Source organism: Micromonospora yangpuensis (assembly GCF_900091615.1).
In the GTDB taxonomy this organism is placed as follows: domain Bacteria; phylum Actinomycetota; class Actinomycetes; order Mycobacteriales; family Micromonosporaceae; genus Micromonospora; species Micromonospora yangpuensis.
This window is the reverse complement of sequence record NZ_FMIA01000002.1, coordinates 234,467-247,903: the sequence shown is the minus strand read 5'-3', so window position 1 is coordinate 247,903 and position 13,437 is coordinate 234,467. Positions and strand designations below refer to the sequence as shown.

Sequence of the window (13,437 nt, the reverse complement as noted above, 5' to 3'; positions counted from 1 at the left end):
AGCGCGCCACGCCCCCATCAGGCCACCACATCCAGGAAAGAGGCGATGCGGACGGGCGGACGTCCACCACATCCAGGAAAGAGCGGAAGCGCGCTGGCCGGCGAGCGGAGCTCGCCGGCCAGGGTGGGTGGAGCTCGCCGGCCAGGGTGGGTGGAAGCGGTCAGAAGGCCTCTTCCGGGAGGTCCATCAGGTCCAGGTCGGTGCCTTCGACGATCCGCCGGTCGGCGCCGATGCGGGGCAGCACCTCGCGGGCGAAGAACCGGGCGGCGGCGACCTTGCCGGTGTAGAACGCCTGGTCGGTCGGGGAGACCTCGCCGGCCAGGGCGCGCAGGGCCACGTCGGCCTGCCGCTGCAGCAGCCAGCCCACGATCACGTCACCGATCGCCAGCAGGAACCGGCGGCTGCTCAGCCCCACCTTGTAGAGGGCGCGGGTGTCACCGGCCTGGGCCTCGCCCAGCCAGCCGGTCAGCACGGCGAGGATGCTCTGCACCTCGGTGAGCGCCTTGCCGAGCGCCTGCCGCTCCTGCTTGAGCTGGCCGTTGCCGCCCTCGGCGGTGATGAACTCCTGGATCTCGCCGGCCACCGTCAGCAGGGCCTTGCCCTGGTCCCGGACGATCTTCCGGAAGACCAGGTCGAGGCTCTGGATGGCGGTGGTGCCCTCGTACAGGGTGTCGATCTTGGCGTCCCGGACGTACTGCTCCAGCGGGTAGTCCTGGAGGAAACCGGAGCCGCCGAAGGTCTGCAACGACTCGTGACCGAGCAGCTCGTAGGCGCGCTCCGAGCCGACCCCCTTGACCAGCGGCAGGAGCAGGTCGTTCACCCGCTTGCCCAGGGCCACGGTCGGCTCGTCACCGGCCGCCTCGGCGATGGCCACCCGGTCCTGCCAGGAGGCGGTGTAGCAGACCAGGGCCCGCAACCCCTCGGCGTACGACTTCTGCAGCATCAGCGAACGGCGGACGTCCGGGTGGTGGGTGATGGTGACCCGGGGCGCGGTCTTGTCGGCCATCTGGGTCAGGTCGGCACCCTGCACCCGGTTCTTCGCGTACTCCAGGGCGTTGAGGTAGCCGGTGGAGAGGGTGGCGATGGCCTTGGTGCCGACCATCATCCGGGCGTACTCGATGATCATGAACATCTGCCGGATGCCGTCGTGCTTCTCGCCGAGCAGCCAGCCCCTGGCCGGTACGCCGTGCTCGCCGAAGGTCACCTCGCAGGTGTTGGAGACCTTCAGCCCCATCTTGTGCTCGACGTTGGTGGCGTAGACGCCGTTGCGCTCACCCAGGTCACCGGTGGTGGAGTCGAAGTGGAACTTCGGCACCACGAAGAGCGAGAGCCCCTTGGTGCCGGGGCCGCCGACGCCCTCGACGCCGACCGGGCGGGCCAGCACGTAGTGCACGATGTTCTCGCTCAGGTCGTGCTCGCCGGAGGTGATGAAGCGCTTGACGCCCTCCAGGTGCCACGAGCCGTCCGGCTGCGGGATCGCCCGGGTCCGGCCGGCGCCGACGTCCGAACCGGCGTCCGGCTCGGTGAGGACCATGGTGGAGCCCCACTGCCGTTCGATGAAGAACTTCGCCCACCGCTTCTGCTCCTCGGTGCCCTCGACGTGCAGCACGTGGGCGAAGGAGGGGCCGGAGGCGTACATCCAGACCGGGGCGTTCGCGCCGAGCACCATCTCGGCGAGCGACCACCAGAGGGTACGCGGGGCGGGGGTGCCGTCCAGGTCGCCCGGGAGGTCCAGCCGCCAGAACTCGGAGTCCATGAACGCCTGGTACGACTTCTTGAACGACTCCGGCAGCGGTGCGGTGTGGGTGGCCGGGTCGTACACCGGCGGGTTGCGGTCGCCGTCGAGATAGCTGGCGGCGAGGTCCTCGCGGGCGAGTCGGTCGACCTCGGCGAGGAAGCTGCGTGCGGTGTCGACGTCCAGATCCGAGTACGGCGCCTGGCCGAACGCCCGATCCGCGGCGAAGACCTCGAACAGGTTGAACTCAAGGTCCCGGAGGTTGCTCTTGTAGTGGGTCATGTTCCGCTGGCCCCGCTTCCCGGACAGGCGTTACCGATCAGTAACCACACTATATTACCGACCGGTAGGCAGCGACAACCCGAATTTTCTCGCGGTGGGTAGGCGGACGCTCACGCCTCAGCGGCGCCCACCTCCCAGCTCGGCACCGCCACGGCCCGAGTGCTGCGCGGCCCGGCGTACTCCATCAGGACCAGGGCGATGTCGTCGTCGAGCTGGCCGTGCACCCACTCGACAAGCGCGGCCTCCAGGGAGGCCAGACCGTCGCCGACGGTGCCGTGGCCGAGCAACCGCCAGGCCCGGTCGGCGGTGGGGAAGAACTCACCGTCCCGACGCGCCTCACCCAACCCGTCGGTGAACAGCAGCAACCGGTCGCCGGGTTCGAGCCGCTCCACCCGGGTCCGGACCACCGGCATGAAGCCCAGCGGTGGTGCCGGGGCGGGCGGCTCCAGCGGGATCACCTTGCCCCGGCGCAACAGCAGCGGCGGCGGATGGCCGCAGTTCACAATGGTCAGCGTGCCGCCACGCTCCTCCACCAGGGCGGCGGTCACGAAGTCCTCGTCGCCCACGTTGCGGGCCACCGCCCGGTCCAGGTCGGCCACGATCGCCCGCAGATCCGCCCGCTCGAACGCCACGTGCCGGTAGGAGCCCAGCACGATGCTGGCCAGCCGGACCGCGTCCAGCCCCTTGCCCCGCACGTCGCCGATGATCATGCGGACGCCGTACGGGGTGTCGATCGCCTCGTAGAGGTCACCACCGATCTCGGCGGTGGCGGTGGAGGAGATGTACCGGCCGGCGACCGCGAGCGTGCCTACCTGCGGGCCGAGCGGCCGGAGCACCGCCTGCTGGGCCACGGTGGCGAGCTTCGACAACTCGACGAGCTGCTCGGCCTGCCGCTGCCGGATCGCCGCCACCACCCCGGAGAGCACGGTGGCCACCGCCACCGTGGTCACGCCGACGGCAGCCACCACCGACATGGTCGGCTCGGTCAGCGCGAAGACCGCGCCGACGACGGTCGCCGCCGCGCCCACCCCCAGCACCACCCGCCAGGAGGTGACCGCCGCGGCCAGCAGCGGCGCGGCGGCGGCCAACGGTACGAACCGGACGGTGCTGCGGTCGGCCAGCTCCAGCACGCAGACGAACGCGAGCAGGACGACGGCCGCGCCGAGGCCGGCGCGGGATCCGGGGTTCAGCGGGCCGCGACCCGACTGGGAGGGATGCGTGCGTACGAGGGACAGCATGCCTGATCCTCGTGAACAGGTGAATGAACCTGGCCCGTCGTCCTAGCCGGTTCTGCCCGGCTGGACCCCCGCGCCGGACCGACGGCCGACGGAAACCGGGCTCAGCCGAGCACCTCGTAACGCACCGTGAACGCGCCAACGTCCAGCGAGGCGATCTCGGCGAACGCGGCACGGGACAGGTCCAGGCAGCGGCCGGCGATGAACGGGCCGCGGTCGTTGATGCGTACCGTGACCGAGGCGCCGGTGTCCGGGTTGGTGACCCGGACCCGGGTGTTGAAGGGCAGGGTCTTGTGCGCGGCGGTCAACTCGTTCGGGTTGAACGCCTCACCGTTCGCGGTGACCTGCCCGGAGGCGTAGAAGGAGGCCCCGCAGGTGCCGCTGTCGACCACGGTCGCGGTGGGCTTCTTCGCCGCGGTCGTCGCCGGTGCGGCCGGCTTCGCGGCCGTCGACTTCGGTGGGCTCGGCTTCGGCTTCGGCGCGGTGGTGCGGGCCCGGCTGCGCGACGCCGCCTCGGTACGGCTCGGCTTCGGGCTGGGCGAGGCGCTCGGTGAGGTGGTCGGGCTCGGAGAAGCGGTCACGCCGGGTGACCCCGTCACACTCGGTTCGACCGGGACGGAGCTGGGCGGCAGCGGATCGACGAACGCCGGCTGCGGCGCCGTCCCGGCCGGTCCGGCGGTCAGCTGTACGGCACCGACGGTGCCGCCGACGGCCAGCGCGACACCGACGACGGCGGTGGCCGCGATCCCGGCCGGCGAGGAGAGGATTCGGGTACGCAGGGAGCTGCCAGTCACCGGCCGGTCCTTTCACCGTTGCAACAAATCGGTCGGACCGTAACGAGAGAAGCACTTACGAAGTCAACCTGATCATGATGTTAAGTCTGCATTTGAGGGGATACGTGTGGCCGATCATCCGACCCGTCCTGGCCCGGACGACCGCCGTACCGACCCGGGCGACCGCCCCGACCTGGGTGAGTGCCCTACTTACCCGGGCGACCGCCCCGACCTGCGCGAGCGCCACGCCGACTCGGACGACCGCCGGGCCGACCTGGTTACGCGCCGCGCCGACCTGGCCGAGCGGCTGGTCAGCCGGTTCCGCTGGGTTGATCCGGGGCCGGCCAGTAGTCACCTGGTAAGCGACGTCTCCGGGTGGTGGCGCGACCCGGAGATCCTGGCCGAGCTGGGGCCTGCGTTGGTCGCGCCGTTCCGGGGCGAGCGTCCCACGGTGGTGGTCTCACCCGCCGTGACCGGCCTGATCCTCGGCCCGCTCGCGGCGACCGCCCTCGGGGTCGGCTTCGTGCCGGCACACAAACCGACCGACGGCCGGCTGCCACCCGGGGCGACGACCTGGGCGCAGAGCGCACCGGACTTCCGGGGCCGACGGGTCGCACTCGGCCTCCGCGACCAGCACCTCGACGCCTCCGACCGGGTCCTGGTGGTCGACGACTGGGTGGCCACCGGGGCACAGGTCCGGGCGATCGCCGAGATCTGCGCGGCCCGGGGAGCACTGCTGGTCGGCACCGCCGCCGTCGTCGTCACCTGCCCACCCGAGATCGCCACGACACTACGGATACGCGGCCTGCTCGACCCGGCCCGCCTCGATCAGCTGGCTTGAATCTCCGGCAGGACCGAGGTCGCCACCTCGGTCAGCACCGCCTCGTCACCGGCGTACCAGCTGCGCTCCCGTGGCCAGTGCGTGATCACGTCGGTGAAGCCGAGGTCGGCGGCCCGGCGTACCTGCGCGGCGAAGAACTCGGCGCTGCTCAGCGAGAAGACCGGTGCCGAGTCCAACGACAGGTACCGGTCCACCGTGGCAGCGTCGCGGCCCTGCGCGGCCAACGTCCGGTCGAACCGCTCGGCCAACTCGGCCACGCTGTCCCACCAGGCCTCCAGATCCTCGACGTCCGCCCCGATGGTGACCCAGCCCTGCCCGAACCGGGCCGCCAACCGCATCGACCGGGGACCGTTCGCGGCCACCACGAACGGCACCCGGGGCCGCTGCACGCAACCCGGGTTGTTCCGCGCGTCCACCGCCGCGTACCACTCGCCGCGCCAGGTCGTACCGTCGGTCCGCAGCACCCGGTCGAGCAGCTCGGTGAACTCGGCGAACCGGTCCACCCGCCGTCGCGGCGGCAACGTCTCACCACCGAGGACGGTCGCGTCGAAACCGATCCCGCCGGCGCCGACACCGAGCAGCAACCGACCGGCGGAGATGTCGTCGAGCGCGGTCACCTGTCGGGCGAACGAGACCGGATGCCGGAAGTTCGGCGACGCCACCAGCGTGCCCAGCCGGATCCGTGAGGTCACTGCGGCGGCGGCGGTCAGCGTCGGCACCGCGTCGAACCACGGCCCGTCCACCAGATCCCGCCAGCCCAGGTGGTCGTACGTCCAGGCGTGGTCGAAGCCCCACTGCTCCACCTGCCGCCACCGGTGCTCGACCCGCGCCCAGCGTTGGTCGGGAAGAATCACGATGCCGATCCGCATGGCCGCCAGCCTACGACGGCAGGAGGAGGGCGGGACCCCGCCGCTGGGCTGCGCCGCGCTGGGGGTGCGGTGGGCGTCGACCTGGTTCCATGGCTCGATGAGTGGTTCGACGGTTCCGCTGCCGCACGACGTCCGGCTGCGGTTGGCGGATGAGCGCAACGTCTGGCTCTGCACGCTGCGCGGCGACGGTTCCCCGCACGTGACCCCGGTCTGGTTCGTGTACCTCGACTGCGTCTGGTGGATCGGTTGCGACGGGCGAAGCGTCAAGGTCCGCAACGTCCGGGCCGATCCCCGGGTGTCCCTGGCCCTGGAGGACGGGGTCGCCCCGGTGGTCGCCGAAGGTGCCGCCCGGGTGCACCACGCCGACTTCCCCGCGCCGATCGTGACCGCGTTCGCCGGCAAGTACGCCGGTTGGGACATCCGGGGCGACGACCGGGTGCTGCTGGAGGTGCCGGTACGCCGGTGGCTGCTGGCCGGCACCGCCCAGTGAGACCGGCGACCACCCCAAACCGCGAGGCATCGTAGCGGCCTGCATGGGTATATGGAAGCGCTCCCATGGGTCATGATGATCACAACGCCTGCGCATTTACTGCCTGACTGACTGCTCCGTAGCCTTACGCGCCATATCACGGGGTTCAAGTACAGATGACTTAGTCGAGGAAACCCCATGGCGCAAATCATCGTGGCGGCAACGCCGTTTCACGGGCACGTGACCCCGCTGTACGCGGTGGCGGCCGACCTTTCCCGGCGCGGACACGAGGTGCTGTTCCTGACCGGCGCGCGGTTCGCAGAGAAGATCACAGAGTCGGGGATGCGCTTCGTCGCGCTCGACCCCAGCGCGGACTTCGACGACCGGGTGATGTCAGACGAGTTCCCGGAGTTCGCCACCGTGGCACCCGGCCCGCAGCTGCACATCTTCTTCTGGCAGCGGGTCTTCGCCGACGCGGCGGTGGCCCAGTACCACCAGCTGCGGCAGATCCTCGCCGACTTCCCCGCCACCGTGCTCATCCATGACACGATCTTTCTGGGCGCACTGCCGTTCCCCCTGCGCGAGCCCGCCGCCACCCGGCCCACCACAGTCTGCGTCGGAGTCCTGCCACCGATGCTGCTGAGCGCGGACGCGCCGCCGTTCACGACCGGGCAGCGCCCACTGCCCGGCCCCGGTGCGGCCGACCGGCACCGGCAACTCAACGAGGAGATCCGAACGGTCTACGCCGGCATGCAGCACTACATCGAGCAGGTCCTCGCGCAGGTCGACGTCAAGCTGCCCGGCTTCATCTTCGACTGCGTGACTGCGGCACCGGACCACTACCTGCAGTTGACCGCGCCGGGCTTCGAGTTTCCCCGCTCCGACGCGCCAGAGACCTTCCGGTGCGTCGGAGCCCTGCCCCAGCAGCCCACCCCCGGATTCCAGCAGCCGACCTGGTGGCCCGAACTGGCCGACGACCGGCCCGTGGTGGTGGTCACCCAGGGGACCCTCGCCAACGAGGACCTTTCCGAACTCATCGAACCCACCGTCCGCGGACTCGCCGGGATGGACCTGCTGCTGGTCGTCGCGACCGCCCGCCCGGACGGGCCCACAGACCTGCGCCGGTCGCTGCCCAACCTGCCCGACAACGCGAGGGTCGAGGGCTACATCCCCTTCGACCAGCTACTGCCGCACGCCGACGTGCTGGTGACCAACGGCGGGTACGGCGGGGTGCAGGCGGCCCTGCGTAACGGGGTGCCGCTGGTCGTCTGCGGCGACACGGAGGACAAGCCAGACGTGGCCGCCCGGGTCGAGTGGTCGGGGGTCGGCCTCGACCTGCGCACCGGGCATCCCGGCCCGGACGCGGTCGCCGCAGCGGTCCGCAAGGTCCTCGGTGACGACAGTTTCCGGCGCAACGCGCGGGCGTTGCAGGACGAACTGTCCCGCTTCGACCCGCTGGGCACGATCGCCGACCTGGTCGAGGCCCATGCGCCGGGGCGGGCCCGCCGGTGACGGTGATGCCGGTACGCGACGGCGCGCTGCCCGCCGCCCTGGCCGATCGACTGGACCGGCTGCGTTCGGCCGAGCCGTACAAGGTGGGGTTTCCGGGCTGGTCGACACCGATGCCGGAGGCGCTGCTGCCGTTCTTCTCCCACGAGCTGAACAACTACGGCGACCCGGACGGCGACCCGGTGTTCCCCTGGCACACCAAGGACCTCGAACGTGAGGTGATCGACCAGGTCGCGGAGATGTTCGGGGCACGTCTGGACAGTCGTTGGGGAATGGTCACGGTCGGCAGCGGTGAGGCCATCCTGTACGGACTCTGGCACGCCCGTCAGCGCTTCCCACACGCCTGCGTCTTCCACTCCACCGCTGCCCACCCCAGCGTGCTCCGGGCCGCGGCGCTGCTGCGGATGCCGGCGGTGGCGGTCCCCACCGACGGGCGCGGCGAGCTGGACTACGCCGCCCTGCGTAGCCGGTGCGCACGGACCCCCGGCAGTGCGGCGGTCGTCGTCGCGACGGTCGGCACCACCCTGACCGAGGCGGTCGACGACGTGCCCCGCATCCGCGCCGTCCTGGCCGACGCCGGCGTGACCGACCAGTACCTGCACGTGGACGCCGCGCTGGCCGGTATGCCGATCGCCCTGGCCAGCGGGTGTCCGCCGAGCTTCGGCCTGCACAACCAGGGCGGGGACAGCCTCTCCATCAGCGGCCACAAGTTCCTCGGCACTCCATTCCCCACCGGACTGCTGCTCGCCCGGTCCGGCCCGCTACCCACGGCCGTCCCGGGAAGCACCCTGTGCGGGGCACCCGACGGCACGAGTAGCTCCCGCAACGGTCATGCGGCCCTGCTCCTCTGGTACCACCTACGGCGGCACGGAGCCGGCGGCCTGCGGCGGATGGCGCTGCGCTGCCAGGCCGTGGCCGAGTACGCGGCCCGGCGCCTCAGCGCCGCCGGTTGGCCGGCGTGGCGGGCACACCGGTACGCCCTGACCGTGGTGTTCCGGACCCCACCGCCGGCCGTGCTCGACCGGTGGCCCATGCCGGCGGTCGGCGAGATCAGCCACATCGTCTGCACCCCGGGCGTCACCCACGAGCGGATCGACCGGTTCGTCGCGGCCGTGCGCGCCGCCAGCTAGGACAGGAGAGAGCAACCCGCCATGGCGCAATCGCTTACCGCCACCGTGGTCGTCCCCACGTACAACCGGGCTCAGCTGCTCGGGTACACCCTGGCCGCGCTGACCCGCCAGGACCTGTCGGCGGACCGGTTCGAGGTCGTCGTCGTCGACGACGGATCCAGTGACGACACCGCAGCCGTCGTCGAGGCGTACCGGGACCGGCTCGACCTGAGCTACCACTTCCAGCCGGACGACGGCTACCGCGTCGCCGCCGCCCGCAACGTGGGAATCAACGCGGCCCGCAACGACGTCTGCGTCCTGCTCGACTCCGGGGTACTGCCGCACTCCGGGTGCCTCCGCGCCCACCTGGACAGCCACGCCGCCGACGGACCACCACAGGCGGTCATCGGTTACGTCTACGGCTTCAACCTGGACAACGAGGACGCCGAGGCGATCCGGGGGTTGGTGGATCCGACCGACGCGGACGCCGCAATCAAGGCCCTCGCGGCCGACGGCCGTTGGCCCGACATGCGGGAGGACTTCTACCGCAGCCACGACGACGACATCGCGACGCTCCGGGCACCCTGGACGGTCTTCTGGACCTGCAACGTCTCCGTGCGCACCGCGACGCTGCGTGAGGTCGGCGCCTTCGACGAGACCTTCCGCAGCTGGGGCGGGGAGGACGTCGACCTGGGCATCCGGCTGCACCTGGCCGGGGCGCGGTTCGTCGTCGATCGGGCGGCGGCCTCGCTGCACTATCCGCACGACAAGCTCTTCGCGGACAACCTGACCACCCTGGTGCCGAACTACTGCTACATCGCCGCCAAGTACGACACCCCGACCGTCCGGCTGCTCCCCGCGATCCCGACCATCAACCCGTTCAACCTGGACCAGGTGGCGGATCACCTCGACCTCCCCCGCTGCGCCGACGTGCTGGGCGCCAACCCGTGATCCGCCAGTGGACCCCGGCGCGGGCCCTGCGGCTCGCGCCGCTGGCCGGCCCCGGCCCGGTGACCGCCCTGCTTGTCCTGAACACCGCAGTCGGCGTACTGCCGATCGTGTTCGTGGTGGCGAGCAGCCGGCTGCTCGGCGCGGTGCCGCAGGTCGCCGACGCCGGCTGGAACGCCTCCACCCAGCGACTGCTGGTCACCAACTTCGCGGTGGCGGTGGGGGCCCTGCTGCTGCGGGAGGCGCTGACCCCGCTGCGGGACGCGGTGGGTGAGCTGCTCGCCCGGCGGATCGACGGTGTCCTGATCGACGACCTGATGGCTGCGGCCCTCGGCACCGACGACCTCGTGCCGCTGACCGACCCGCGGGTCACCGACGCGCTGCGGACGGCGGTGCGGGAGTTGGAGGAGGGGGTGCGCAGCCCCGGCCAGGCGGCCGCCGGCGCGTTCGCGCTGCTGGCCCGGGTGGTCGAGTGGCTCGGCTACTGCCTGGCGGTGGCGGTGCTGTTCGCCTGGTGGGCCGGGCTCGTCCTCGGCGCGGTCGTGTTGCTGTTCCGTCGGGCGCAGCGGCGCGGGCTGCGGCGCTACGCCGAGGCCCGGGCCGCGCTGGACGGCGCCGAGCGGCGCGTCGACTACCTGCGCCGACTCTCGGTCGAGCCGGGCGCCGGCCCGGAGATCCGGGTCTTCGGCCTGCGAGGCTGGCTGTGGGACGAGTTGGGCGCGGCGTACCGGGCCTGGCTGACGCCGGTGTGGGCCGCCCGCCGGAAGGCCTACCTGGGACCGTTCTACCTGGTCACCGCAGTCGGCGTGGTGGCGGTCGGCGGGGTCCTCGCCGGGCTGGGCGCGACCGCGTCGGGTGCGCTGAGCCTCACCGGATTCTTCCTGGTCACCCAGGCCACGCTGGGTGCCGTCCGGCTGGGGGAGTTCTACCCGGAGACCGACCTGCAGGTCACAGTCGGGATGCGGGCGTACGACGCGGTGCGGCGGTTCCGGACCGAGGTGGCCAAGGTCCCGGACCGGCCGCGCACCGGTGGTGCCACGGTCACCCCCCGAATCCCGGACCCGGCGCAGTCCCGCGTGCCCGACCCTCGCGACGGGATTCACTTCGACCAGGTGACCTTCCGCTACCCGGGGCGCCGGGAAGCCGTGCTCGACCGCCTCGACCTCACCCTCGCCGCCGGACAGTGCACGGCGATCGTCGGGGCGAACGGAGCCGGTAAGTCCACGATCGTCAAACTGCTCGCCCGGCTGCACGCCCCGGACCAGGGGGCGGTGCGGCTGGACGGCACCGACATCGCCGACTATCCGCTGGACGCCTGGCGGCGCAAGCTCGCGGTCATCTTCCAGGACTTCGCCCGGTACGAGGTTTCGGCCACCGACAACATCGGCTTCGGTGCGGTGCGGGCGATCGACGACCAGTCCGGGATCCGCGCCGCCGCAGAGGCCGCCGGCATCGCGGCGGACCTGGACCGGCTGCCCGGCGGGCCGGACGCGCCGCTGGCCCGGCACATCGGCGGCGGGGTGCAGCTCTCCGGGGGCCAGTGGCAGCGCATCGCCCTGGCCCGCGCGGTGTTCGCGCTGCGGCACGGCTGCCCGATCCTGGTGCTCGACGAGCCGACCGCGAGCCTGGACGTCCGCAGCGAAGCGCGCTTCTTCGACGAGTTCACCGACCTGGTGGGTGGGGCGACGACGGTGTTGATCTCCCACCGGTTCTCGACCGTGCGGCGCGCCGACCACATCGTCGTGCTCGACGGCGGTCGGGTCGCCGAGCAGGGCAGCCACGCGCAGCTGCTGGCTCAACAGGGCCGCTACGCGGGCATGTTCCGGTTGCAGGCCGCCCGGTTCGGCCAGGTGCGGGCGTGATCCGGGCGATCGGCCGGATGCTGGGGACGGCGTGGCGGGCCAGCCGTGGCCGGACCCTGACCGCCGGCGCGCTGACCGTCGTCGGGGCGGTGGCCACCCCGCTCGTCGCGGTCGGGCTCGCCTCGCTGACCCGGGAGGTGGTGGCCGGCAACACCACCTCGGCCGCGCTCGCCGGTCTGGCCGTGGCGGTGGCCGCGGTCGCGGCGCTGGTCTGCGCGCACTTCAGCCACGTCGCCTACTTCGAACTGGCCGAGCTCACCGAGCTGGACTTCGACCGGGAACTGGCCGACCTGTCGCACGGGCCGCCCGGCATCGCGCACCACGAACGGCCCGATCTCGCCGACCGGTTCACCGTCCTGCAGCGGGAGACCCGGCAGTTCCACACCGGGCTCGGCGCCGTGCTCAGCCTCGGTGGGCTGGCCGTCGCGATGGCCGTCACCGTCGTACTGCTGGCGCAGGTGAGCCCGCTGCTGCTGCTGTTCCCGCTGGCGGTGGCGCCGCCCCTGATCGCCGCCCGGCTGGCCGAGCGGATCCAGGACCGGGCCCGCACCGGGTCGGCCGAGAACACCCGGGTCGCCCGCAACCTCTTCGGGTTGAGCACCTCGGTGCGGTACGCGGGTGAGCTGCGGATCTTCGGGCTCGGTGCGCAGCTGCGCCGCCGCCACGACACCCTCTGGAGGGCCGCCACCGACCGGCTCTGGGCCGGGCACCTGCGGTCGGCCTGGGTACGTGCCGCAGGTCAGGGACTCTTCGCGTTGGCCTACTGCGGTGCCGTCCTGGTCGCGGTCCGCCAGGCGGTCGTCGGCGGTGGCGACCTCGGCGGCGTCGTGCTGGTGGTCGCGTTGGCCATGCAGGTCAACCACCAGATCACCGCCGCGGTCGCGCTGGTGCGGGACCTGTACCGAATCGCCAGCGCGTACCGGCACGTCGACGAGCTGCGGGCCGAACTGTTGCCGCCGACCAGCGACGCGGACCGCGATCCGCCGCCGCGCCTGACGCAGGGGATCACCTTCGACGGGGTGTCGTTCGTCCATCCCGGCGCGGACCGCGCCGCCCTACGCGAGGTCCGGGTGAGCCTGCCGGCCGGTTCGACCGTGGCGGTGATCGGCGACAACGGCGCCGGCAAGTCGACCTTCGTGAAGGTGCTGTGCGGGCTGTACGAGCCGACCGCCGGCCGGATCCTGATCGACGGGGTGGACCAGCGCCGGTTCCCCGTGCACCGGTGGCGGGAGCGCATGGCGGTCGGCTTCCAGGACTTCGTCCGGTTCGAGTTGTCGGCCCGGCACAGCGTCGGTCTGGGTGACCTGCCGCGGCTGGACGACGACGACGCAGTGCGGGAGGCGCTGCGCCGCGCCGACGCGGCCGACCTGACGGCGCAGCTGCCGGCGGGGCTGGACACCACGCTGGGCACGGCGTACGCGGCCGGTACGGAACTGTCCGGGGGGCAGTGGCAGAAGCTGGCCCTGGCCCGGGGGTTCATGCGGCGTACTCCGCTGCTGTTGGTGCTCGACGAGCCCAGCTCGGCGTTGGATCCGCAGGCTGAGCACCTGCTGTTCGAACGGCTGGCCACGACGGCGAAGCAGGCCGGTCAGGCCAGCGGCGCGGTCACGGTCTTCATCTCGCACCGGTTCTCCACCGTCGCGTCGGCCGACCTGATCGTCGTCCTGGCGCAGGGCCAGGTCGTCGAGACCGGAGATCACCGCAGCCTGCTGGCCGCCGGTGGCCGGTACGCGCAGCTGTATCGGGAGCAGGCGCAGGCGTACGGCTGACGTCGGACTGCACTCGCGCCCGGGTGTCAGAACATC

The 13,437-nt window shown here is 72.0% G+C and carries 11 protein-coding genes; 7 read left to right on the top strand and 4 right to left on the bottom strand.

Annotation, left to right across the window (positions count from 1 at the left end; all coding sequences use genetic code 11):
* Positions 1-160: 160 nt before the first annotated feature.
* The 3 genes from GA0070617_RS01255 to GA0070617_RS01245 all read right to left on the bottom strand — a co-directional run bounded on the left by GA0070617_RS01255 (position 161) and on the right by GA0070617_RS01245 (position 4,046).
* Positions 161-2,017, bottom strand: a complete 1,857-nt coding sequence (locus GA0070617_RS01255) for an acyl-CoA dehydrogenase (RefSeq protein WP_091432794.1) — start codon at positions 2,015-2,017, stop codon at positions 161-163.
* A gap of 110 nt (positions 2,018-2,127) precedes the next feature.
* On the bottom strand, positions 2,128-3,255 hold the full coding sequence (locus tag GA0070617_RS01250; RefSeq protein WP_091432790.1) for a PP2C family protein-serine/threonine phosphatase: 1,128 nt from the start codon (positions 3,253-3,255) through the stop codon (positions 2,128-2,130).
* A gap of 101 nt (positions 3,256-3,356) precedes the next feature.
* Entirely contained in the window at positions 3,357-4,046 is a 690-nt protein-coding gene (locus GA0070617_RS01245; RefSeq protein ID WP_091432787.1) for a septal ring lytic transglycosylase RlpA family protein, read from the bottom strand.
* A gap of 253 nt (positions 4,047-4,299) precedes the next feature.
* On the opposite strand from GA0070617_RS01245, the gene GA0070617_RS01240 reads away from it, so the two are divergent.
* Positions 4,300-4,866 carry a phosphoribosyltransferase gene (locus GA0070617_RS01240; protein ID WP_373868339.1) on the top strand — a complete coding sequence of 189 codons (567 nt, stop codon included), beginning with the start codon at positions 4,300-4,302 and terminating at the stop codon, positions 4,864-4,866.
* Here the strand turns inward: GA0070617_RS01240 and GA0070617_RS01235 are convergent.
* Positions 4,854-5,735 (bottom strand): LLM class flavin-dependent oxidoreductase, encoded by an 882-nt coding sequence (locus GA0070617_RS01235; RefSeq protein ID WP_091432783.1) that lies wholly within the window; start codon positions 5,733-5,735, stop codon positions 4,854-4,856. The genes GA0070617_RS01240 and GA0070617_RS01235 overlap by 13 nt on opposite strands.
* Between GA0070617_RS01235 and GA0070617_RS01230 the strand changes: the two genes are divergently transcribed.
* From GA0070617_RS01230 to GA0070617_RS01205, 6 genes are all read left to right on the top strand, one after another.
* A complete protein-coding gene (locus tag GA0070617_RS01230; RefSeq protein WP_229688282.1) occupies positions 5,722-6,225 on the top strand; it encodes a pyridoxamine 5'-phosphate oxidase family protein in 504 nt (167 codons plus the stop codon). The two genes, GA0070617_RS01235 and GA0070617_RS01230, sit on opposite strands and share 14 nt — an antisense overlap.
* Positions 6,226-6,402: 177 nt before the next feature.
* Positions 6,403-7,716, top strand: coding sequence for a glycosyltransferase (locus GA0070617_RS01225; protein WP_139135546.1), 1,314 nt, complete (start codon positions 6,403-6,405; stop codon positions 7,714-7,716).
* A gap of 5 nt (positions 7,717-7,721) precedes the next feature.
* Positions 7,722-8,843 (top strand): pyridoxal-dependent decarboxylase, encoded by a 1,122-nt coding sequence (locus GA0070617_RS01220; protein ID WP_139135545.1) that lies wholly within the window; start codon positions 7,722-7,724, stop codon positions 8,841-8,843.
* Between the two features lie 21 nt (positions 8,844-8,864).
* Positions 8,865-9,773: a glycosyltransferase gene (locus tag GA0070617_RS01215; protein WP_091432771.1), complete on the top strand. Its 909-nt coding sequence runs from the start codon at positions 8,865-8,867 to the stop codon at positions 9,771-9,773.
* Positions 9,770-11,632 carry an ABC transporter ATP-binding protein gene (locus tag GA0070617_RS01210; protein ID WP_091432767.1) on the top strand — a complete coding sequence of 621 codons (1,863 nt, stop codon included), beginning with the start codon at positions 9,770-9,772 and terminating at the stop codon, positions 11,630-11,632. The genes GA0070617_RS01215 and GA0070617_RS01210 overlap by 4 nt, the downstream gene beginning before the upstream one ends.
* Complete coding sequence (locus tag GA0070617_RS01205) at positions 11,629-13,401, top strand: ABC transporter ATP-binding protein (RefSeq protein ID WP_229688281.1); 1,773 nt, start codon at positions 11,629-11,631, stop codon at positions 13,399-13,401. Before GA0070617_RS01210 ends, GA0070617_RS01205 begins: the two co-directional genes overlap by 4 nt.
* Positions 13,402-13,437: the final 36 nt, after the last annotated feature.